Consider the following 22065-nt stretch of genomic DNA (forward strand, 5'->3'; position numbering starts at 1 on the left):
TCAGGAAGGTGGCGTACGGTCTCGTGGTGTCTAGCGACCCAGCCGGCGGTCTAGCCAGCCTTGCCACCGGTCTGCACGCACTCTCGGATCGCGGCGCCGGGGTACCGCTGCGCGAGCTTGCGTTGGTCGGACTGACCGCGGCGATCATCACCTACTTCGTGACCGGACCCGTGCGGGTGCTGGCCACCCGGCTGGGAGCGGTCGCCTATCCGCGGGAACGTGATGTGCACGTGACGCCGACCCCACGCATGGGCGGGCTGGCGATGTTCGTCGGTGTTATCTCGGCCGTGTTTTTGGCATCCCAGCTCCCCGCGCTCACACGCGGGTTCGTCTATTCCACTGGTATGCCTGCGGTTCTGGTGGCCGGCGCCGTGATCATGGGTATCGGACTCATCGACGACCGTTGGGGCCTGGATGCCCTGACGAAGTTCGCCGGCCAGATCACCGCGGCCAGCGTGCTGGTCACCATGGGTGTTGCCTGGAGCGTGCTGTACATCCCGTTCGGGGGCGTCGGCACCATCGTGCTGGACCAGGCCTCGTCCATCCTGCTCACCCTGGCGCTGACGGTGTCGATCGTGAACGCGATGAACTTCGTCGACGGACTCGATGGATTGGCTGCCGGGCTGGGACTCATCACGGCGTTGGCGATCTGCATCTTCTCGGTCGGCCTGCTGCGTGACCATGGCGGCGACGTGTTGTTCTATCCGCCCGCCGTCATTTCGGTCGTGTTGGCGGGGGCCTGTCTCGGCTTTCTGCCGCACAACTTCCATCGCGCCAAGATCTTCATGGGCGATTCTGGCTCGATGCTCATCGGCTTGATGCTTGCTGCCGCCTCTACGACCGCGGCCGGCCCGATCTCGCAAAACGCCTACGGTGCCCGCGACGTATTTGCTCTGCTGTCACCGTTCCTACTGGTGGTTGCGGTGATGTTCGTGCCGATGCTCGACCTGCTGTTGGCCATCGTGCGACGCACCCGTGCGGGCCGCAGCGCGTTCAGCCCCGACAAGATGCACTTGCACCACAGGTTGCTGCAGATCGGTCATTCGCATCGCCGAGTAGTACTGCTCATCTATTTATGGGTCGGCATCGTCGCGTTCGGTGCCGCCAGCACGATCTTTTTCAACCCGCGCGACACCGGCGCGGTCATGTTGGGCGCCATTGTGGTGGCCGGCGTGGCTACGGCGATACCGCTCTTGCGCCGCCGCGACGACTACTACGACGAGGAGTAGTAGTAGCGCTGACCTTATGGTACGGTGCTGGTAGAACCCCAAAATGAATCTTGAGGGTTGCCGGCCAATCGGCCCGTCGGATGGCTTCCCGATAGTGCCGATTCACGACCGACAGAGGGAGCTACCCCTTGAGTGATTCCAGTGTGACGTGCGATACGCTCGGCGGGCCACCGATCAGTCGGTCGGAAGTTTTCCGCTCCATCAATCCGGATTGAGGTGCTGCAGTGACGACACCAGCGCAGGACGCGCCGTTGGTGTTCCCCTCTGTTGCTTTCCGTCCGGCCCGACTCCTGGTGATCAGCGGTGCGATCACGGCGGTGGCGATAGCTGCCGCCGGTTTCTCCGGTCACCTCATGGTCGGAGTGTTCTTCGGCATCGGATTGCTGCTGGGTTTGCTCAACGCTCTTCTGGTGCGTCGCTCGGTTTCGTCGATAACCGCCAAAGAACATCCGATGAAAAGTTCCATGGCGATCAACTCGGCAACCCGGCTGGCGATCATCACCGTCATCGGGTTGATCATCGCCTATATTTTCCGGCCCGCCGGGGTGGGCGTGGTCTTTGGCCTGGCACTGTTCCAGGTGCTGTTGGTGCTTTCGACCGCATTGCCGGTGTGGAAGAAACTGCGCACCGGCGATTGGGCGGAATCGGAAGGCTCGGAAGGAAGTACGACCAGCGATGACTGATATGACGTTCCTGGCCGAATCCGCAATCGAGGTCGGCGAGCACAAGCACGCCACCTGGCTCGGGCTGACCGTCAACACCGACACGATCCTGTCGACGGCCATCGCTGCGGTGGTCGTCCTCGCGCTGGCGTTCTATCTGCGCGCGAAGATCACCTCGACCGGCGTGCCCAGTGGAGTCCAGTTGTTCTGGGAGGCCATCACGGTCCAGATGCGCGACCAGATCGAAGGCGCCATCGGGATGCGGATCGCGCCGTTTGTGTTGCCGCTGGCGGTCACCATCTTCGTGTTCATTTTGATCTCGAACTGGCTGTCGGTGCTGCCGCTGCAGTACACCGAGAAATCCGGGCGCACCACCGAGTTACTCAGCTCCGCAGCGGCGGATATCAATTATGTGCTGGCACTGGCCCTTTTCGTGTTTGTCAGCTACCACGTGGCCGGCATCTGGCGTCGCGGCATCGTCGGACACCCGCTCGCGGTGCTCAAGGGACATGTGGCTTTCCTGGCGCCGATCAACCTGGTCGAAGAGCTTGCGAAGCCAATCTCGTTGTCACTGCGACTTTTCGGCAACATCTTTGCCGGCGGTATCCTGGTCGCGCTGATCGCACTCTTCCCGCCCTACATCATGTGGGCGCCCAACGCGATCTGGAAGGCGTTCGACTTGTTCGTCGGCGCAATCCAGGCGTTCATCTTCTCGATTCTGACCATCTTGTATTTCAGTCAAGCCATGGAGCTTGAGGATCACCATGACTGAGACCATCATGAATTGTTTTGAGCCACAAACCATTACAGGAGCCTGGTAGACCACTACCAGAACAAAGGAGGATAGAATGGCCCTGGACCCCCAAGTCGCTGCTGCTGCTCTCATCGGCGGTGGGCTGATCATGGGTGGCGGCGCAATCGGCGCCGGCATCGGTGACGGCATTGCCGGTAACGCATTGGTTGCGGGTATCGCACGGCAGCCCGAGGCGCAAGGACGGTTGTTCACACCGTTCTTCATCACCGTCGGTCTGGTTGAGGCGGCCTACTTCATCAACCTGGCATTCATGGCGCTGTTCGTCTTCGCCACCCCCGTCGGCACCTAGTTCGCAGTGATGGGCGACGCGACCCTGAGTGTTCTGGCATCCAGCCAGGCTGCGGGAAGTAACAACTTCCTCGTTCCGAACGGCACCTTCTTCTTCGTGCTGGCCATTTTCCTTGTGGTGCTCGGCGTCATCGGCACTTTTGTGGTGCCGCCGATAACGAGGGTCTTGCGTGAACGTGACGCGATGGTCGCCAAGACCGTTGCCGACAGCAAGAAGGCGACGGAGCAATTCGAAGCCGCGCAGGCCGATTACGAGAAAGCGATGAAGGACGCCCGAGTTCAGGCGTCGTCCTTCCGGGATAACGCCCGGGCGGAAGGCCGTAAGGTCGTCGACGACGCGCGTGCCCATGCCGAGCAGCAGGTGCTCGTGACATTGCAGCAGGCTGGCGAGCAATTGAAGCGGGAGAGGGACACCGTGGAGTTGGATTTGCGTGCCAACGTGGCGACGATGTCGGCGACACTGGCCAGCCGGATCCTCGGCGTCGACGTCACTACCTCAGCCGCGACGAGGTAATTACGAATGTCGACATTTATCGGTCAGCTGGTCGGATTCGCGGCCATCGTGTGGTTGGTAGTGCGCTATGTCGTGCCGCCGGTGCGCAATTTGATGGCGGCTCGACAGAACGCTGTGCGCCAGCAGTTGGATGATTCCTCGGCGGCCGCCGAGCGGCTGACTGAGTCGACCACCGCCCATAGCAAGGCTGTGGAAGCGGCCAAGTCGGATGCAGAGCGGGTCGTCGAAGAGGCCAAGGTAGACGCGGAACGGATTACCGAACAGCTACAGGCCCAGGCCGAGATCGACGCGGAGCGCATCAAAACACAGGGTGGACGCCAAGTTGAGCTGCTGCGGGCACAGCTGAGCCGCCAGCTTCGTCTGGAGCTCGGGCACGAATCTGTGCGCCAGGCAGAAGGATTGGTGCGCAACTATGTCGCCGACGCGGACCAGCAGTCGGCCACTGTCGATCGCTTCCTGGACGAGCTCGATGCCATGGCGCCTGCGGCGGCCGACGTCAAGTACCCCTTGATGGCGAGGCTGCGTTCGGCAAGTCGTGAGGCGCTGAAAAGCGTCACCGACCGTTTCGACGCCATAGCCAAAGATCTCGACAATCAAGGACTGGAAAAGCTTGCCGGTGAGCTGGTTTCGGTAGCCAAAATGCTGGCCGGCGAACTCGTCGTCACCCGGTATCTCACCCTGCCTTCCGAAGACGCCGCGCCCAGGGTCAGGTTGCTCGAGCGGCTGCTATCCGGCAAAGTCGGCGATCCCACTCTGGAGCTGCTAAGAGCAGCCGTCTCGGAGCGCTGGTCTGCCAACGCCGATCTCGTCGATGCCGTCGAACACGTGGCGCGGCAAGCGTTGTTGGAAGTTGCCGCACGCGAGGATCGGGTCGACGAAGTCGAAGACCAGTTGTTCCGGTTCGCCCGGATCCTCGAGGCCCAGCCGCGCCTCGCCGTCCTCCTGGGCGAGTACGGGGCTCCGGCGGAAGGCCGAGTCGGGTTGTTGCGCAGTGTGCTCCAAAGCGCGACCGGCAGGAGCAACAGGATTACGAACTCATTGCTGGCGCAGACTATCGAGCTATTGAGAGGTCAGTCGGCCGACGACGCCGTGATGTTCTTGGCCGAAGCGGCGGTGGCACGACGCAACGAAGTCGTCGCCCAGGTGACTGCGGCGGCCGAGCCCAGCGATGCTCAGCGCACTCGCCTCACCGAGGTGCTCAGCCGCATCTATGGTCATCCGGTGGCCGTGCAGCTGCAGACCGACGCCGCACTGCTGGGTGGGCTCCTGATCTCCGTGGGCGACGAAGTGATCGACGGTACGCTCTCGTCTCGTCTCACTGCGGCCGAGGCTCATCTGCCCGACTGAACACGAACTAGTCAGCAATAACCGAAGTAGGAAGACGAAAAGCTATGGCCGAGTTGACAATCTCCGCTGATGACATCCAGAGTGCGATCGAAGAGTATGTAGATTCCTTCACCTCCGACACCTCACGCGAGGAGGTCGGCACGGTCCTCGACGCCGGGGATGGCATCGCGCACGTCGAGGGTTTGCCATCGGTGATGACCCAGGAGCTGCTTGAGTTCCCGGGCGGTGTCCTCGGCGTGGCCCTCAACCTCGATGAGCACAGCGTCGGCACGGTGATCCTCGGTGACTTCGAGAAGATCGAACAAGGCCAGCAGGTCAAGCGCACCGGTGAAGTCCTGTCGGTCCCCGTCGGCGACGCGTTCCTGGGGCGGGTGGTCAACCCCCTCGGCCAGCCGATCGACGGCGGCGGCGACATCGACGCCGAGAAGCGCCGCGCGCTGGAGCTGCAGGCGCCGTCGGTGGTGGAGCGGCAGAGCGTCAAGGAGCCGCTGCAGACCGGGATCAAGGCCATCGACGCGATGACACCGATCGGCCGGGGCCAGCGTCAGCTGATCATCGGCGACCGCAAGACCGGCAAGACCACTGTCTGTGTCGACACCATCCTCAACCAGCGTCAGAACTGGGAGACGGGCGACGAGAAAAAGCAGGTGCGCTGCGTCTACGTGGCCATCGGGCAAAAGGGCACCACGATCGCCTCCGTCCGCCGCGTTCTGGAAGAGGGCGGCGCGATGGACTACACCACCATCGTCGCGGCGCCGGCATCGGATGCCGCGGGCTTCAAATGGCTTGCGCCGTACACCGGTTCGGCGATCGCCCAGCACTGGATGTATCAGGGCAAGCACGTGCTGATCGTCTTCGACGACTTGACCAAGCAGGCCGAGGCGTACCGCGCGATTTCGCTGCTGCTGCGCCGCCCGCCCGGTCGCGAAGCCTATCCCGGTGACGTGTTCTATCTGCACTCGCGGTTGTTGGAGCGCTGCGGAAAACTCTCCGACGAGCTCGGTGCTGGTTCGCTGACCGGTTTGCCGATCATCGAGACCAAGGCCAACGACATCTCGGCCTACATCCCGACCAACGTCATCTCGATCACCGACGGGCAGTGCTTCCTGGAAACCGACTTGTTCAACCAGGGTGTGCGGCCGGCCATCAACGTCGGCGTCTCGGTGTCCCGGGTCGGCGGCGCCGCGCAGATCAAGGCGATGAAAGAGGTGGCAGGAAGTCTCCGTTTGGACCTGTCGCAATACCGCGAATTGGAATCCTTCGCGGCCTTTGCTTCTGATCTGGACGCCACATCGAAGGCGCAGTTGGCGCGGGGCGCGCGGTTGGTCGAACTGCTCAAGCAGCCGCAAAACCAGCCGATGCCCGTCGAGGAACAAGTGGTTTCCATGTTCCTGGGAACCGGTGGGCACCTGGACTCGGTGCCGGTCGAGGATGTCAAACGGTTCGAAACCGAACTGCTGGACCACATCCGGGGCTCCGAAGAAAAGATCCTCGAAGAGATCCGCACGAGCCAGAAGCTCAGTGAGGAAAACGAGAACGCGCTCACCGAGGTCATCAACCACTTCAAGAAGGGCTTCGCGGCAACGGGCGGTGGATCGGTGGTACCCGACGAGCATGCCGAGGCCAAGGACGCGGACAAAAAAGAATCGGTGAAGGTCAAAAAGGCCGAACCTCAGGACAAGGACACCAAAAGCGAGTCCAAGAAAGACAAGAAGGACAAGAAGTAGCTAACAATGGCTGCCACACTTCGCGAACTACGCGGGCGGATCCGCTCCGCGGGCTCGATCAAGAAGATCACCAAGGCCCAGGAGCTGATCGCGACGTCGCGCCTTCCCAAGGCGCAGAATCGGCTCGAATCCGCGCGGCCGTATGCCTTCGAGATCACCCGGATGCTCACCACCCTGGCCGGCGAAGCCGCTCTGGACCATCCGCTGCTCGTCGAGCGCCCCGAACCGAGACGGGCCGGTGTGCTGGTGGTGTCGTCGGACCGCGGTCTGTGCGGCGCATACAACTCCGGCATCTTCCGTCGCTCCGAGCAGCTTTTCTCCCTGCTTCGAGATGAGGGCAAAGAGCCGATCCTCTACACCGTGGGCCGAAAGGCGCAGAACTACTACACCTTCCGGAACTGGGACATCGCCGCGTCGTGGTCGGGCTTCTCTGAGCAACCCCAGTACGAGAAGGCCGCGGAGATCGGTTCGACGTTGGTGGATGCGTTCATGCAGGGCGCCGACGACGGCGATCAGCAGGCCGACGACGTGCAGGGCGTCGACGAATTGCACATCGTGTACTCGGAATTCAAGTCGATGATGTCGCAGACGGCGGTGGCTCACCGGATGGCTCCCCTGGTGGTGGAGTATGTCGAGGAAGACACCGGACCGCGCACCCTGTACTCGTTCGAGCCGGATGCGACGACGCTGTTCGAGGCGTTGCTCCCGCGCTACCTGACCACGCGGGTTTACGCGTCCATGCTCGAGTCCGCCGCATCGGAGCTGGCATCGCGTCAGCGGGCGATGAAATCGGCAACCGACAACGCCGACGACCTCATCAAGGCTCTGACGCTAGAGGCCAACCGCGAGCGGCAGGCCCAGATCACCCAAGAAATCAGCGAAATCGTCGGTGGCGCAAACGCGCTCGCCGACGCCGCTAAGTAGAGCCCCACAAGGAAGCGAAAAAGATATGAGCGCTACTGCCGAGAAGACCGACAAGCCGACAAGGTCGGACACCAGCGGCCGCGTGGTACGGGTGACCGGCCCGGTCGTTGACGTCGAATTCCCGCGGGGTTCGGTCCCCGAGCTGTTCAACGCATTGCACGCCGAGGTCACGTTCGAGGAGCTCAAGAAAACCCTCACGTTGGAGGTGGCGAACCACCTCGGCGACAACTTGGTGCGCACGATCTCGATGCAGCCCACCGACGGCCTGGTGCGCGGCGTCGAGGTGACCGACACCGGCAACTCGATCACGGTGCCGGTCGGTGAGGACGTCAAGGGCCACGTTTTCAACGCGCTGGGACACTGCCTGGACAAGCCGGGATACGGAGATGACTTCGAGCGCTGGTCGATTCACCGCAAGCCGCCCGCCTTCGAGGATCTCGAACCCCGCACCGAGATGCTCGAGACCGGCCTGAAGGTCGTCGATCTGCTTACGCCTTATGTGCGTGGTGGCAAGATCGCCCTGTTCGGCGGCGCCGGCGTCGGCAAGACGGTGCTGATCCAGGAGATGATCAACCGCATCGCTCGTAACTTCTCCGGTACTTCGGTGTTCGCGGGCGTGGGGGAGCGCACCCGTGAGGGCAACGACCTCTGGGTCGAGCTCAAGGAAGCCGACGTGCTCAAGGACACCGCATTGGTCTTCGGTCAGATGGACGAGCCGCCCGGTACTCGTATGCGAGTGGCACTGTCCGCGCTGACGATGGCGGAATGGTTCCGCGACGAGGCGGGCAAGGACGTGCTGCTGTTCATCGACAACATCTTCCGGTTCACCCAGGCCGGTTCCGAGGTGTCGACGCTGCTCGGCCGGATGCCGTCGGCGGTGGGCTACCAGCCCACGCTGGCCGACGAGATGGGCGAGTTGCAGGAGCGCATCACCTCGACGCGAGGCAAGTCGATTACCTCGATGCAGGCGGTGTACGTGCCGGCCGACGACTACACCGACCCCGCGCCGGCGACGACGTTCGCCCACCTGGACGCCACTACCGAGTTGTCTCGTAACGTGTTCTCCAAGGGCATCTTCCCCGCGGTGGACCCGCTGGCGTCGAGCTCCACGATTCTGGACCCCAGCGTCGTCGGTGAGGAACACTACCGCGTCGCACAGGAAGTCATTCGAATCCTGCAGCGGTACAAGGACCTTCAGGACATCATCGCGATTCTGGGTATCGACGAGCTGTCCGAAGAGGACAAGCAGCTGGTCAACCGCGCGCGGCGTATCGAGCGGTTCCTCTCGCAGAACATGATGGCTGCCGAACAGTTCACCGGCCAGCCGGGTTCGACGGTCCCGGTGAAGGAGACCATCGAGGCGTTTGACCGCCTGAGCAAGGGCGATTTCGACCACGTGCCCGAGCAGGCCTTCTTCCTCATCGGTGGCCTCGACGACCTGGCCAAGAAGGCCGAGACTCTTGGTGCCAAGCTCTAACTGCTGGCCGAGTCGAAAGGTGGTGTGACATGGCTGAATTGAATGTCGAGATCGTTGCGGTTGACCGGAAGATCTGGTCGGGTGAGGCAACCTTCCTGTTTACCCGCACCACCTCGGGCGAGATCGGCATCCTGCCCCGCCACATCCCGCTGGTGGCCCAGTTGGTCGATGACGCCATGGTGCGCGTCGAGCGGGAAGGCGAAGACGATCTGCGGATCGCGGTCGATGGCGGGTTTTTGTCGGTGACGGAGGAGACGGTGACCGTTCTCGCCGAATCCGCCGAGTTCGAGTCGGAGATCGACGAGAGCGCGGCCAAGGAGGATTCGGAGTCCGACGATCCGCGCATCGCCGCCAGGGGACGTGCGAGATTGCGCGCCGTCGGCGCGATTGACTAACCGCCGATGAGCGCGCCCCTGATTGGCATGGCCGTGCTCGTCGTCGTGTTGGGGCTTGCGGTCCTCGCCCTGAGCTATCGGCTGTTGAAGCTGAGGCAGGGTGGCACCGCGGGGATCATGCGGGATATCCCCGCGGTCGGTGGTCACGGCTGGCGGCACGGCGTGATCCGATACCGCGGTGGCGAGGCCGCCTTCTACCGGCTGTCCAGCCTGCGTCTGTGGCCGGATCGCCGGCTCAGCCGCCGCGGCGTGGAGATCGTCGCCCGGCGGGCGCCGCGCGGGGACGAGTTCGACATCATGACCGACGAGATCATGGTGCTGGAACTGCGCGACACCACACAGGAGCGCAGGCAGGGGTACGAGCTCGCGCTCGATCAGGGCGCGTTGACCGCGTTCTTGTCCTGGCTGGAGTCACGTCCGTCACCGCGCGCACGCCGTCGCAGCGTGTAGCTTCGAAAGCTAAGTGGCAGCAGGAGTTTCGATATCCGTCACTAGTCCGCGCCGGATGCGCCGCCGCCCGGCTTCCACAGCACATCCCCATCGGGGTTGGCTGCCCGCGACAGGATGAAGAGTAGATCCGACAAGCGATTCAGATACTTCGCCGGCAGCACGCTGACTCCGTCCGGCGCGGATTCGACCGCGCCCCACGCCGCTCGCTCGGCTCGACGCACCACGGTGCGAGCGACGTGCAACAGTGCTGACAACGGCGAACCACCCGGTAGCACAAAGGAATTCAGCGCCGGCAAGGGCTCGTTGTATTTGTCGCACCACCCTTCGAGGCGATCGATGTAGGACTGGGCGACACGTAGCGGCGGGTATTTCGGGTTTTCCACCACCGGGGTCGACAGATCCGCGCCGGCGTCGAACAGGTCGTTTTGGATCTGCCGCAGCATGTCGGCGATTTCCTGATCGGGGTGACCCAGAGCGATGGCGACGCCGATCGCGGAGTTGGCCTCGTCGCAATCCGCGTAGGCGACCAGGCGGGGATCGTTCTTCGAGACCCGCGAGAAGTCGCTCAATCCGGTGGTTCCGTCGTCGCCGGTCCGGGTATAGATGCGGGTCAGGTGTACTGCCATGAACAAACCGTACCCGGCTAACTGACTCGGCTGACTGACAAGGCGATACCGCATCACTAGACTGACGCGGGTGTCTGAGCGATTCGTGGTGACCGGCGGTAACCGCTTGTCAGGCGAAGTCGCAGTGGGGGGCGCCAAGAACAGCGTGCTCAAGCTGATGGCCGCGACCTTGTTGGCCGAAGGCACCAGCACCATCACCAACTGTCCCGACATCCTCGATGTGCCGTTGATGGCCGAGGTCCTGCGCGGCTTGGGCGCCACCGTCGAACTCGACGGCGACGTCGCCCGCATCACCTCACCCGACGAGCCCAAGTACGACGCCGACTTCGCGGCAGTGCGGCAGTTCCGGGCCTCGGTCTGTGTGCTGGGGCCGCTGGTCGGCCGATGCAAGCGGGCCAAGGTTGCGCTCCCGGGCGGTGATGCCATCGGATCGCGTCCGCTCGACATGCATCAGGCCGGCCTGCGCCAACTCGGCGCAACGTGCAACATCGAGCACGGCTGCGTCGTCGCTCACGCGGATACGTTGCGCGGCGCGGAGATTCAACTGGAATTCCCCTCGGTAGGAGCCACCGAGAACATCCTGATGGCCGCGGTCCTAGCCGAGGGCGTCACCACAATCCACAACGCGGCGCGCGAACCCGACGTGGTCGATCTGTGCACGATGCTCAACCAAATGGGCGCCCAGGTCGAAGGCGCGGGCTCGCCGACGATGACCATCACTGGTGTCCCACGGTTGTATCCCACTGAGCACCGCGTGATCGGGGACCGCATTGTGGCCGCGACCTGGGGCATTGCGGCCGCCATTACCCGCGGGGACATCTCGATCACCGGTGTCGACCCGGCACATCTTCAAGTGGTGCTGCACAAACTGCACGACGCTGGTGCCACCGTCACCCAGACGGATAACAGCTTTCGGGTGACCCAATACGAGCGCCCGAAGGCCATGAACGTTGCAACGTTGCCGTTTCCGGGTTTTCCGACGGACCTGCAGCCGATGGCGATAGCGCTGGCGTCGATCTCCGACGGCACCTCGATGATCACGGAGAACGTGTTCGAGGCGCGCTTCCGGTTCGTCGAAGAGATGATCCGACTCGGCGCCGATGCCCGTACCGACGGACATCACGCCGTGGTGCGAGGTCTGCCACAACTGTCCAGCGCCCCGGTCTGGTGTTCGGACATCCGGGCCGGCGCCGGCCTGGTGCTCGCCGGGTTGGTCGCCGACGGTGACACCGAGGTCCACGACGTGTTTCACATCGATCGCGGCTACCCATTGTTCGTGGAAAACCTGGCGATTTTGGGTGCGGAGATCGAGCGGGTACAGTAACCAAAGTCAGTGCCTCACAAGCGCGGTCACCACTCAAAGGAGACCGAGACCGGGGCCTTGACTCCCTCGCCGGAACGGTACTAACCTGGCACGGCTGCCCCTGCGGCGATCATCACGATCGCAAAGAAATTGGGGGTTGACGCCTCAGCCGGGTTCGTATTAAGCTGGCAGGGTTGCCCCGAAGCGGGCGAAACAAGCAAGAGTGTTGTTTGAGAACTCAATAGTGTGTTTGGTGTTTTTGTTTGTTGTTGTTTTTTTTTGACTACATTCAAGCACCCCCGTGTGAGGGTGTAGTCGCAATTTATTTTGATGCCAGTTTTTGGTGTCTTTTTGTTAGGTCAGATTTTCTCTGATTGTAAATTCACCTCGTTTATCGAGGAGTTTTTGTTTGGAGAGTTTGATCCTGGCTCAGGACGAACGCTGGCGGCGTGCTTAACACATGCAAGTCGAACGGAAAGGCCTCTTCGGAGGTACTCGAGTGGCGAACGGGTGAGTAACACGTGGGTAATCTGCCCTGCACTTCGGGATAAGCCTGGGAAACTGGGTCTAATACCGAATATGACCACGAGACGCATGTCTTGTGGTGGAAAGCTTTTGCGGTGTGGGATGGGCCCGCGGCCTATCAGCTTGTTGGTGGGGTGATGGCCTACCAAGGCGACGACGGGTAGCCGGCCTGAGAGGGTGTCCGGCCACACTGGGACTGAGATACGGCCCAGACTCCTACGGGAGGCAGCAGTGGGGAATATTGCACAATGGGCGCAAGCCTGATGCAGCGACGCCGCGTGGGGGATGACGGCCTTCGGGTTGTAAACCTCTTTCAGCAGGGACGAAGCGCAAGTGACGGTACCTGCAGAAGAAGCACCGGCCAACTACGTGCCAGCAGCCGCGGTAATACGTAGGGTGCGAGCGTTGTCCGGAATTACTGGGCGTAAAGAGCTCGTAGGTGGTTTGTCGCGTTGTTCGTGAAAACCGGGGGCTTAACCCTCGGCGTGCGGGCGATACGGGCAGACTGGAGTACTGCAGGGGAGACTGGAATTCCTGGTGTAGCGGTGGAATGCGCAGATATCAGGAGGAACACCGGTGGCGAAGGCGGGTCTCTGGGCAGTAACTGACGCTGAGGAGCGAAAGCGTGGGGAGCGAACAGGATTAGATACCCTGGTAGTCCACGCCGTAAACGGTGGGTACTAGGTGTGGGTTTCCTTCCTTGGAATCCGTGCCGTAGCTAACGCATTAAGTACCCCGCCTGGGGAGTACGGCCGCAAGGCTAAAACTCAAAGGAATTGACGGGGGCCCGCACAAGCGGCGGAGCATGTGGATTAATTCGATGCAACGCGAAGAACCTTACCTGGGTTTGACATGCACAGGACGCGTCTAGAGATAGGCGTTCCCTTGTGGCCTGTGTGCAGGTGGTGCATGGCTGTCGTCAGCTCGTGTCGTGAGATGTTGGGTTAAGTCCCGCAACGAGCGCAACCCTTATCTTATGTTGCCAGCGGGTAATGCCGGGGACTCGTGAGAGACTGCCGGGGTCAACTCGGAGGAAGGTGGGGATGACGTCAAGTCATCATGCCCCTTATGTCCAGGGCTTCACACATGCTACAATGGCCGGTACAAAGGGCTGCGATGCCGCAAGGTTAAGCGAATCCTTTTAAAGCCGGTCTCAGTTCGGATCGGGGTCTGCAACTCGACCCCGTGAAGTCGGAGTCGCTAGTAATCGCAGATCAGCAACGCTGCGGTGAATACGTTCCCGGGCCTTGTACACACCGCCCGTCACGTCATGAAAGTCGGTAACACCCGAAGCCAGTGGCCTAACCCTTTGGGAGGGAGCTGTCGAAGGTGGGATCGGCGATTGGGACGAAGTCGTAACAAGGTAGCCGTACCGGAAGGTGCGGCTGGATCACCTCCTTTCTAAGGAGCACCACGAGAAACACTCCAATTGGTGGAGTGATAGCCGTGAGGGGTTCTCGTCTGTAGTGGACGAGGGCCGGGTGCACAACAGCAGATGAATCGCCAGACACACTATTGGGCCTGAGGCAACAGTCGGGTTTGTCCGAGTGCTGTCCCTCCATCTTGGTGGTGGGGTGTGGTGTTTGAGCATTGAATAGTGGTTGCGAGCATCTAAATGAACGCGTTGCCGGCAACGGTGCGTGTTCGTTTTGTGTAATTTTTTTCTTTTGGTTTTTGTGTTTGTAAGTGTTTAAGGGCACATGGTGGATGCCTTGGCATCGAGAGCCGATGAAGGACGTGGGAGGCTGCGATATGCCTCGGGGAGCTGTCAACCAAGCGTTGATCCGAGGATTTCCGAATGGGGAAACCCAGCACGAGTTATGTCGTGTTACCCGTACCTGAATATATAGGGTACGGGAGGGAACGCGGGGAAGTGAAACATCTCAGTACCCGTAGGAAGAGAAAACAAAAGTGATTCCGCAAGTAGTGGCGAGCGAACGTGGAACATGGCTAAACCGCACGCATGTGATACCGGGTAGGGGTTGTGTGTGCGGGGTTGTGGGAATGATATGTCTTGGCCCTACCTGGCTGAGGGGCAGTCAAAAAGTGTCGTGATTAGCGGAAGTGGCCTGGGATGGTCTGCCGTAGACGGTGAGAGCCCGGTACGCGAAAATCTGACGCCTGCCTTGTATCAACTCCCGAGTAGCAGCGGGCTCGTGGAATCTGCTGTGAATCTGCCGGGACCACCCGGTAAGCCTAAATACTTCTCGATGACCGATAGCGGATTAGTACCGTGAGGGAATGGTGAAAAGTACCCCGGGAGGGGAGTGAAATAGTACCTGAAACCGTGTGCCTACAATCCGTCAGAGCCTCCTTGTGGGGTGATGGCGTGCCTTTTGAAGAATGAGCCTGCGAGTCAGGGGCATGTCGCAAGGTTAACCCGTGTGGGGTAGCCGCAGCGAAAGCGAGTCTGAATAGGGCGCTTGAGTGGCATGTTCTGGACCCGAAGCGGAGTGATCTACCCATGGCCAGGGTGAAGCGCGGGTAAGACCGCGTGGAGGCCCGAACCCACTTAGGTTGAAGACTGAGGGGATGAGTTGTGGGTAGGGGTGAAAGGCCAATCAAACTCCGTGATAGCTGGTTCTCCCCGAAATGCATTTAGGTGCAGCGTTACGTGTTTCACCACGGAGGTAGAGCTACTGGATGGCCAATGGGCCCTAAAAGGTTACTGACGTCAGCCAAACTCCGAATGCCGTGGTGTATAGCGTGGCAGTGAGACGGCGGGGGATAAGCTCCGTACGTCGAGAGGGAAACAGCCCAGATCGCCGGCTAAGGCCCCTAAGCGTGTGCTAAGTGGAAAAGGATGTGCAGTCGCAAAGACAACCAGGAGGTTGGCTTAGAAGCAGCCACCCTTGAAAGAGTGCGTAATAGCTCACTGGTCAAGTGATTGTGCGCCGATAATGTAGCGGGGCTCAAGCACACCGCCGAAGCCGCGGCAACCGTAAGGTTGGGTAGGGGAGCGTTCCTCATTCAGCGAAGCCATTGGGTGACCGGTGGTGGAGGATGGGGAAGTGAGAATGCAGGCATGAGTAGCGATTAGGCAAGTGAGAACCTTGCCCGCCGAAAGACCAAGGGTTCCTGGGCCAGGCCAGTCCGCCCAGGGTGAGTCGGGACCTAAGGCGAGGCCGACAGGCGTAGTCGATGGACAACGGGTTGATATTCCCGTACCCGTGTATGAGCGTCCCTGATGAATCCATTCTGCTAACCACCCAAATGGTGGTCTATCAATCCCTTCGGGGTGCGAGGACTATCGGCTGCGTGGGACCCGGATGGGTAGTAGTCAAGCGATGGGGTGACGCAGGAAGGTAGCCGTACCAGTCAGTGGTAATACTGGGGCAAGCCTGTAGGGAGAGCGATAGGCAAATCCGTCGCTCATATTCCTGAGAGGTGATGCATAGCCGATTGAGGCGAATTCGGTGATCCTCAGCTGCCAAGAAAAGCCTCTAGCGAGCGCATACATGGCCCGTACCCCAAACCAACACAGGTGGTCAGGTAGAGAATACCAAGGCGTACGAGATAACTATGGTTAAGGAACTCGGCAAAATGCCCCCGTAACTTCGGGAGAAGGGGGGCCGGCATACCGTGAACAGCCTTGCGCTGGGAGCGGGAACCGGCCGCAGAAACCAGTGGGAAGCGACTGTTTACTAAAAACACAGGTCCGTGCGAAGTCGCAAGACGATGTATACGGACTGACGCCTGCCCGGTGCTGGAAGGTTAAGAGGACCCGTTAACTCGTAAGGGTGAAGCGGAGAATTTAAGCCCCAGTAAACGGCGGTGGTAACTATAACCATCCTAAGGTAGCGAAATTCCTTGTCGGGTAAGTTCCGACCTGCACGAATGGCGTAACGACTTCCCAACTGTCTCAACCATAGACTCGGCGAAATTGCACTACGAGTAAAGATGCTCGTTACGCGCGGCAGGACGAAAAGACCCCGGGACCTTCACTACAACTTGGTATTGGTGTTCGGTACTGTTTGTGTAGGATAGGTGGGAGACTTTGAAGCGCTCACGCCAGTGAGTGTGGAGTCGTTGTTGAAATACCACTCTGACCGTATTGGATACCTAACTTCGAACCCTTATCGGGTTCAGGGACAGTGCCTGGCGGGTAGTTTAACTGGGGCGGTTGCCTCCTAAAATGTAACGGAGGCGCCCAAAGGTTCCCTCAACCTGGACGGCAATCAGGTGTTGAGTGTAAGTGCACAAGGGAGCTTGACTGCGAGACCTACAAGTCAAGCAGGGACGAAAGTCGGGACTAGTGATCCGGCACCTCTGAGTGGAAGGGGTGTCGCTCAACGGATAAAAGGTACCCCGGGGATAACAGGCTGATCTTCCCCAAGAGTCCATATCGACGGGATGGTTTGGCACCTCGATGTCGGCTCGTCGCATCCTGGGGCTGGAGCAGGTCCCAAGGGTTGGGCTGTTCGCCCATTAAAGCGGCACGCGAGCTGGGTTTAGAACGTCGTGAGACAGTTCGGTCTCTATCCGCCGCGCGCGTCAGAAACTTGAGGAAACCTGTCCCTAGTACGAGAGGACCGGGACGGACGAACCTCTAGTGCACCAGTTGTCCCACCAGGGGCATCGCTGGATAGCTACGTTCGGAAAGGATAACCGCTGAAAGCATCTAAGCGGGAAACCTTCTCCAAGATCAGGTTTCTCACCCTTTTAGAGGGATAAGGCCCCCCGCAGACTACGGGATTGATAGGTCAGACCTAGAAGCTCAGCAATGAGTGTAGGGAACTGGCACTAACCGGCCGAAAACTTACCAACACAACTCGCAACCACTATTCATTTCGCGGCATATTTGTCGCGCCAAATGCCACACCCCCCATCAATACACTTGAATGAAAAATAAATAGAGTTACGGCGGCCACAGCGACAGGGAAACGCCCGGTCCCATTCCGAACCCGGAAGCTAAGCCTGTCAGCGCCAATGATACTGCCCGATCGGGTGGAAAAGTAGGACACCGCCGAACATACACAAAAATGCCCCCTGCAAAGGGGGCATTTTTGCATTCCCGATTTAATCGAATAACGTCAAATTCGCGCATTGGTTTTCCAATTCCAGCAGCGTTCGCTTTCGGTCCAGTCCGCCGCCGAAGCCGGTGAGGCTCCCGTTGGCGCCGATGACGCGATGGCAGGGAACAACGATGGCAATCGGGTTGTGGCCGTTGGCCAATCCGACTGCCCGTGCGGCGCCGGGGGCGCCGATCTGTTGGGCGATTTCTCCATACGACCGGGTTTCACCAAACGGAATTGTCAGCAGCGCCTTCCACACTCGCCGCTGGAATTCAGTGCCCTGCAGCTCGAGTTCGACATCGAAGTCGGTGAGCTCGCCGGCGAAATACGCCTCGAGCTGGGCCACCGCGGCACCGAATGCGCCCGGATCGGGCGACCAGTCGGCGCGGCTCGGTTCATAGGTCTGATCGACCATCCGCAGGTTGGTCAAAACCGGGCCGCGGCCGGCCAGGGTCAGCAGCCCGATCGGGCTGTCGATGGTGCGGTACTGGATCATGCAACCTCCTGAGGCGGCCAATGGTTTACCGGGTGCTCGAGAGTGGTCCACAAATGTTGAGTGGCGTAGGAGCGCCAGGGCCGCCACTGCGCGCTGTGCTCAATAAGTTTTCGTTGATTCGTCGGCAAGCCCAGCTGCTTGGCGGCGAGTTGCAGCCCAAGGTCGCTGGCGGGAAAGGCGTCCGGATCGCCAAGGCCCCGCATCGCGATCACCTCGGCGGTCCAGGGGCCGACTCCCGGCAGGGCCAGCAATTGTGTTCGTGCGCTGTCCCAGTCGCTTCCGGCGTCCAGGACCACGGTTGCATCGAGGAGGCCGGCGATGAGGGCACTCAGCGTCCGTTGCCGGGCCTTGGGCACCGCCAGGTGGACGGGATCGATCTCGGCGAGCTGTTCGACTGACGGGAAGGTATGCGTCAGTGCGCCTTCGGAGTCGTGGACCGGTTGCCCGTAGGCAGTGACCAATCGGGCCGCGTGGGTTCGTGCGGCCTTGGTCGATACCTGTTGACCCAGTACCGCGCGCACCGCGAGTTCGGCCTCGTCGACCGCGCGGGGAATGCGTTGTCCCGGCGCCTTGGCCACGACCGGGGCAAACAGCGGATCGCGGCTGAGGCTGTCCACCACCGCTTCCGGGTCGGCATCGAGGTCGAGGAGTCGCCGGCAGCGGGCGATCGCGGTGGTGAGGTCGCGGAAGTCGTCGAGCACGAGCAGGCAGCGGACGTGATCGACGGCCGGTGTCAGCGTGACCACGGCGTTGCCGGCCGGAAGCCGCAGACTTCGTCGATACGCGCCGTCGCGTACTTCCTCGCAACCGGGAACGGCGCCGGCCGCCAGGTGGCCGAAGACGCCCTCATAGGCGAACGGGGTGCGCATCGGCAGCCGAAGGCACACTGTCCCAGGCGAAGTCGCGTCGGAGCCGAATCGGGCCGCCGCGCGCTTGCGCAAGGCGGTCGGCGTGCTTTCGAACACCAGGCGCACGGTGTCGTTGAACTGGCGGATGCTGGAAAAGCCCGCGGCGAACGCGACGTCGCCGAACGGCAGGTCTGTCGTCTCGATCAACAGCCGGGCGGTCTGGCCTCGTTGCGCGCGAGCCAGCGCGAGCGGGCCGGCACCGACCTCGGCCTGCAAGACTCGTTCCAGCTGCCGGGTGGTGTAACCGAGGTGGGCGGCAAGTCCGCCGACGCCGTCACGGTCCACCGTGCCGTCGGCGATGAGCCGCATGGCCCGTGCAACGACGTCGCCGCGCACGTTCCACTCGGGCGAACCCGGAGAAGCGTCGGGACGGCATCGCTTGCACGCCCGGAAACCCGCCCGTTGCGCGGCCGCCGCCGTCGGTAGGAACAGCACGTTACGGGCGAACGGCGGGTGCACGGGGCAGCTGGGCCGGCAGTAGATCCCGGTCGTGCGCACCGCGGTGACGAACCAGCCGTCGAACCGGGCGTCCTTGGATTGGACCGCCCGGTAGCAGCGTTCGAAATCGTCGTGCACCATTCCACAGTTACACCTGCACGCCGACAAAACTGGCGGAAAAGCGACATGATGGTGGGGCGGTTGGTGAGCGTCCACGACGCCTGAACCGCCCGCCTATCGCCCCGAAGGAGTCCGCATGACCGAGCCGAACCCCATCGCCGTCGAGAACTTCTCCCACGTCTGTATCGGTGTCTCCGATATGGAGAAGTCGTTGGCTTTCTATACCGCGGTCCTGGGCATCGACGTCGTCTTCGATATCGAGCTCGACGGTGGCGGACTCGATGCCGTCACCGGCGGCGTCGCACAACAAGGGCGCATGGTCGGCGGGCTGATCGGGGGAGCGATGATCGAACTGCTCTTTCTCGGCGATGTTCCCGCCAGCCCTGCCGGGCCGCACCGTGGCTACACCAATATTTCGTTTCGCGTCGCTGACCTGGACGAGAGCTACGAAACTCTTCGGCGTGAGCATCCCGAGGTGCGGACCGATCCGGCCGTCGACATTGGTGGTGTGCGAATGTTCTTCGTCTATGACCCCGATGACACGCCCATCGAAATTCTTGAGCTTCCGGGTGGCGCGCGTACCACTGTGGGGCTTTGGCGACCTGCCGGCTAAGCCGTCGCGGCGGAAGCGATGAAGTCCCGGGCAGCGCGGGACAACGGTCGAGCCGAATCCCAGATCATCCCGATGTCGCGGTAGGCGTCGGCGTCGGCCAGGCGCAGCACGCTGACACCGGGCGCATGCTCGCTGCCGTCGATCGGCGTCAGGCTGATGCCCAACCCCGCGGCGACCAGCCCGGCGGTGGTGATCAGGTTCGCCGATTCCAGGACGATGCGTGGCTGGAATTGCGCTGCGGCACAAAGCTCATCGAGCAGTCGTCGCATGCCGAATCCCGGATGCATGGCAACGAAGGGCTCGTCGGCGAGGTCAGTCATGGATACTGCGGCCACACCCATCAGCCGGTGATCGCGGGGGACGGCGACACCGAGGCGCTGACGAAACAAACTGCGCCAGGCCAGGGTCGGCTCTTGCGGCCGTGGTGACACCACTCCGACGTCGACGAAGCCGGCCAGCACGCGATCGCTGATCGATTCAGCAGCACCCTCCTCGAGCGTGAACGTCACCCTCGGCGACACCGCTGTGAACCCCGCGATCAACCGGGGCACAACGATTGATCCAAACGAACCCAGGAAACCCAGTCGGATCTCACCGGCCGCGGGATTGCTCAGGTCCTCGATTTCGCGTCGGGCCGAATCGAGCTCCGACTGCGCCCGGCGCGCGTGCTCGTAGAAGATCCGGCCGTAGGTGCTCAGCGAGACTCGGCGGCCGTGGCGATCGAACAATGCCACCCCCAGCCGGCGTTCCAGGCGTGCCAGCATTCGGGTCAGAGTCGGCTGCGCGATGTGAAGTTGTTGGGCTGCCGCCGTAACGTGCTGAAGTTCTGCGAGTGTGAGGAACCACTCGTAATCGCCATCGGCCATGACCGCCACCTTTGCTTATGTCGTAACAGCATCATAATTGGGGCAATAATTCATTTCCGATTCTGTGCGGTGGCGCGGAGCATCGTTGGTATGCCCCTGGTCGCCGCCGCTCCCACCGCGCATCAAGCCGGCAGCAGCGGATACCGCCGAGTGACCGCGGCGCTGTGCGGCGCCGGCATGGCCAGTTTTGCCGCGATGTACTGCACCCAGGCGCTTCTTCCCGCCTTCTCGGCGTACTACCGGATCGCGCCGGCCACCTCGGCGCTGACCGTCTCGCTCACCACGGGAATGCTGGCGCTGTCCATCGTCCCGGCAAGCGTGCTCTCCGAGCGCTACGGGCGCATCACCGTGATGCTGATCTCGGGGATTGCGTCCGGTGTGATCGGGTTGCTCGTGCCGTTCAGCCCCACACTCGGCGTTCTGCTCATCGGACGGGCGCTGCAGGGTGTCGCCCTGGCCGGGATACCCGCGGTCGCGATGGCGTTTCTGGCCGAGGAGGTGCACACCTCTTCACTGGGATCGGCGATGGGACGCTATATCGCCGGGACGACGATAGGGGGCTGCGCCGGGCGGATCATCCCGTCGCTGGTCCTCGGGGTCAGCAACTGGCGGATCGCGCTGTTGGTGTGCTCGCTGATGACGTGGGCCGCCACCGTGGTATTCGCCCTTCTCGTGCCGCGGTCCCAGTTCTTCGCCCCGAAGCCGGTGAGCATGCGGGTCACCACGCATAGCCTCCTTTCGCATCTGCGAAATCCGGTGTTGCTGAAGCTTTTTGCCTTGGCATTCACGCTGATGGGCGGATTCGTCACCGTGTACAACTACCTCGGCTACCGACTGGCCGCCGCGCCGTTCGAGTTGGAGCCGTCAGTGGTGGGTCTGTTGTTCCTGCTGTACCTGGTGGGCACCTGGACATCGGTCGTGGCGGGACGGCTCGCCGACCGCAGGGGACGCGCGCTGGTGCTGGGCGGTGCCTTGCCACTTGCGGTGGCAGGCCTGCTGATGACACTGCCGGATGCATTGCCCGTGATCGTCGTCGGGACAGGGGTTTTCACCGGCGGATTCTTCGCCGCGCACACCGTGGCCAGCGGATGGGTCGGCGCCGTGGCACGCCGGGATCGCGCCGAGGCGTCGGCGCTGTACCTGTTCACCTACTACCTCGGCGGATCGGTGGCCGGCGTGTTCGGCGGGTTCGTCTATAGCGTGGGCGGCTGGTCGGCCACGGTGGGATTCGTGGGAACGCTGTTGGTGGTCGCCCTACTGCTCGTGACATCGTTGGTGAGAGAACGTGCGTCGGAACACGAGCCGTCGTCGGTCGACAGGTTTGTGTG

The 22065-nt window shown here is 61.8% G+C and carries 17 protein-coding genes, 3 rRNA genes and 1 pseudogene; 17 read left to right on the top strand and 4 right to left on the bottom strand.

Translation table 11 applies throughout. The annotated features are described in order from the left end of the window. Positions 1-8: 8 nt before the first annotated feature. From ACTXG5_RS13455 to ACTXG5_RS13505, 11 genes are all read left to right on the top strand, one after another. A complete protein-coding gene (locus ACTXG5_RS13455; protein WP_445164104.1) occupies positions 9-1229 on the top strand; it encodes a glycosyltransferase family 4 protein in 1221 nt (406 codons plus the stop codon). Positions 1230-1453: 224 nt separating this feature from the next. Beyond that, positions 1454-1912 (top strand): ATP synthase subunit I, encoded by a 459-nt coding sequence (locus ACTXG5_RS13460; protein ID WP_445164105.1) that lies wholly within the window; start codon positions 1454-1456, stop codon positions 1910-1912. Beyond that, complete coding sequence (gene atpB, locus ACTXG5_RS13465) at positions 1905-2663, top strand: F0F1 ATP synthase subunit A (protein WP_445164106.1); 759 nt, start codon at positions 1905-1907, stop codon at positions 2661-2663. The genes ACTXG5_RS13460 and atpB overlap by 8 nt, the downstream gene beginning before the upstream one ends. A gap of 82 nt (positions 2664-2745) precedes the next feature. Further along, positions 2746-2994: a F0F1 ATP synthase subunit C gene (locus tag ACTXG5_RS13470; protein ID WP_156671142.1), complete on the top strand. Its 249-nt coding sequence runs from the start codon at positions 2746-2748 to the stop codon at positions 2992-2994. 9 nt (positions 2995-3003) lie between these two features. Further along, a complete protein-coding gene (locus ACTXG5_RS13475) occupies positions 3004-3507 on the top strand; it encodes a F0F1 ATP synthase subunit B (RefSeq protein ID WP_445164107.1) in 504 nt (167 codons plus the stop codon). A gap of 6 nt (positions 3508-3513) precedes the next feature. Then, on the top strand, positions 3514-4854 hold the full coding sequence (locus ACTXG5_RS13480; RefSeq protein ID WP_445164108.1) for a F0F1 ATP synthase subunit B/delta: 1341 nt from the start codon (positions 3514-3516) through the stop codon (positions 4852-4854). Positions 4855-4898: 44 nt separating this feature from the next. Continuing rightward, entirely contained in the window at positions 4899-6581 is a 1683-nt protein-coding gene (gene atpA / locus ACTXG5_RS13485) for a F0F1 ATP synthase subunit alpha (protein WP_445164109.1), read from the top strand. A 6-nt stretch (positions 6582-6587) separates the two neighbouring features. After that, on the top strand, positions 6588-7505 hold the full coding sequence (locus ACTXG5_RS13490; RefSeq protein ID WP_445164110.1) for a F0F1 ATP synthase subunit gamma: 918 nt from the start codon (positions 6588-6590) through the stop codon (positions 7503-7505). A gap of 25 nt (positions 7506-7530) precedes the next feature. Beyond that, complete coding sequence (gene atpD, locus ACTXG5_RS13495; RefSeq protein WP_445164111.1) at positions 7531-8982, top strand: F0F1 ATP synthase subunit beta; 1452 nt, start codon at positions 7531-7533, stop codon at positions 8980-8982. A gap of 29 nt (positions 8983-9011) precedes the next feature. Beyond that, complete coding sequence (locus ACTXG5_RS13500) at positions 9012-9377, top strand: F0F1 ATP synthase subunit epsilon (protein WP_445164112.1); 366 nt, start codon at positions 9012-9014, stop codon at positions 9375-9377. A 6-nt stretch (positions 9378-9383) separates the two neighbouring features. Next, complete coding sequence (locus ACTXG5_RS13505; RefSeq protein WP_445164113.1) at positions 9384-9827, top strand: DUF2550 domain-containing protein; 444 nt, start codon at positions 9384-9386, stop codon at positions 9825-9827. 41 nt (positions 9828-9868) lie between these two features. Here the strand turns inward: ACTXG5_RS13505 and ACTXG5_RS13510 are convergent, their stop codons facing one another. Next, complete coding sequence (locus ACTXG5_RS13510; protein WP_445164114.1) at positions 9869-10453, bottom strand: cob(I)yrinic acid a,c-diamide adenosyltransferase; 585 nt, start codon at positions 10451-10453, stop codon at positions 9869-9871. Between the two features lie 70 nt (positions 10454-10523). Between ACTXG5_RS13510 and murA the strand changes: the two genes are divergently transcribed. The 4 genes from murA (at position 10524) to rrf (ending at position 17253) form a co-directional block, all read left to right on the top strand. After that, complete coding sequence (gene murA / locus ACTXG5_RS13515) at positions 10524-11777, top strand: UDP-N-acetylglucosamine 1-carboxyvinyltransferase (protein ID WP_445164115.1); 1254 nt, start codon at positions 10524-10526, stop codon at positions 11775-11777. A 385-nt stretch (positions 11778-12162) separates the two neighbouring features. After that, positions 12163-13682 (top strand): 16S ribosomal RNA (locus ACTXG5_RS13520). 279 nt (positions 13683-13961) lie between these two features. After that, a 23S ribosomal RNA gene (locus ACTXG5_RS13525) occupies positions 13962-17048 on the top strand. Between the two features lie 92 nt (positions 17049-17140). Then, positions 17141-17253 (top strand): 5S ribosomal RNA (rrf, locus tag ACTXG5_RS13530). The 16S, 23S and 5S rRNA genes sit together here, the layout of an rRNA operon. A 47-nt stretch (positions 17254-17300) precedes the next feature. On the opposite strand, the gene ACTXG5_RS13535 is transcribed toward rrf, so the two are convergent. Together ACTXG5_RS13535 and ACTXG5_RS13540 are read right to left on the bottom strand one after the other, a co-directional pair. Continuing rightward, on the bottom strand, positions 17301-17792 hold the full coding sequence (locus tag ACTXG5_RS13535; protein WP_445164116.1) for a methylated-DNA--[protein]-cysteine S-methyltransferase: 492 nt from the start codon (positions 17790-17792) through the stop codon (positions 17301-17303). Beyond that, complete coding sequence (locus tag ACTXG5_RS13540) at positions 17789-19276, bottom strand: AlkA N-terminal domain-containing protein (protein WP_445164117.1); 1488 nt, start codon at positions 19274-19276, stop codon at positions 17789-17791. The genes ACTXG5_RS13535 and ACTXG5_RS13540 overlap by 4 nt, the downstream gene beginning before the upstream one ends. A 118-nt stretch (positions 19277-19394) precedes the next feature. On the opposite strand from ACTXG5_RS13540, the gene ACTXG5_RS13545 reads away from it, so the two are divergent. Next, entirely contained in the window at positions 19395-19871 is a 477-nt protein-coding gene (locus ACTXG5_RS13545; protein WP_445164118.1) for a VOC family protein, read from the top strand. Here ACTXG5_RS13545 and ACTXG5_RS13550 read toward each other — a convergent pair. Further along, on the bottom strand, positions 19868-20737 hold the full coding sequence (locus ACTXG5_RS13550) for a LysR family transcriptional regulator (RefSeq protein WP_445164119.1): 870 nt from the start codon (positions 20735-20737) through the stop codon (positions 19868-19870). The genes ACTXG5_RS13545 and ACTXG5_RS13550 overlap by 4 nt on opposite strands. Positions 20738-20827: 90 nt before the next feature. Between ACTXG5_RS13550 and ACTXG5_RS13555 the strand changes: the two are divergent. Further along, a pseudogene (locus ACTXG5_RS13555) lies at positions 20828-22036 on the top strand (MFS transporter); the annotation flags it as partial. Between the last annotated feature and the right edge of the window lie 29 nt (positions 22037-22065).

The sequence above is a fragment of the Mycobacterium sp. Dal123C01 genome, assembly GCF_052566995.1.

Excerpts from the sequence above, each read along its gene's own strand:
- ACTXG5_RS13500 (WP_445164112.1), top strand. The coding sequence starts at position 9,012 with ATGGCTGAATTGAATGTCGAGATCGTTGCGGTTGACCGGAAGATCTGG.
- ACTXG5_RS13490 (WP_445164110.1), top strand. The coding sequence starts at position 6,588 with ATGGCTGCCACACTTCGCGAACTACGCGGGCGGATCCGCTCCGCGGGC.
- atpD (WP_445164111.1), top strand. The coding sequence starts at position 7,531 with ATGAGCGCTACTGCCGAGAAGACCGACAAGCCGACAAGGTCGGACACC.
- ACTXG5_RS13475 (WP_445164107.1), top strand. The coding sequence starts at position 3,004 with ATGGGCGACGCGACCCTGAGTGTTCTGGCATCCAGCCAGGCTGCGGGA.
- atpB (WP_445164106.1), top strand. The coding sequence starts at position 1,905 with ATGACTGATATGACGTTCCTGGCCGAATCCGCAATCGAGGTCGGCGAG.
- ACTXG5_RS13535 (WP_445164116.1), bottom strand. The coding sequence starts at position 17,792 with ATGATCCAGTACCGCACCATCGACAGCCCGATCGGGCTGCTGACCCTG.
- ACTXG5_RS13480 (WP_445164108.1), top strand. The coding sequence starts at position 3,514 with ATGTCGACATTTATCGGTCAGCTGGTCGGATTCGCGGCCATCGTGTGG.
- ACTXG5_RS13505 (WP_445164113.1), top strand. The coding sequence starts at position 9,384 with ATGAGCGCGCCCCTGATTGGCATGGCCGTGCTCGTCGTCGTGTTGGGG.
- ACTXG5_RS13510 (WP_445164114.1), bottom strand. The coding sequence starts at position 10,453 with ATGGCAGTACACCTGACCCGCATCTATACCCGGACCGGCGACGACGGA.
- atpA (WP_445164109.1), top strand. The coding sequence starts at position 4,899 with ATGGCCGAGTTGACAATCTCCGCTGATGACATCCAGAGTGCGATCGAA.
- ACTXG5_RS13550 (WP_445164119.1), bottom strand. The coding sequence starts at position 20,737 with ATGGCCGATGGCGATTACGAGTGGTTCCTCACACTCGCAGAACTTCAG.
- ACTXG5_RS13545 (WP_445164118.1), top strand. The coding sequence starts at position 19,395 with ATGACCGAGCCGAACCCCATCGCCGTCGAGAACTTCTCCCACGTCTGT.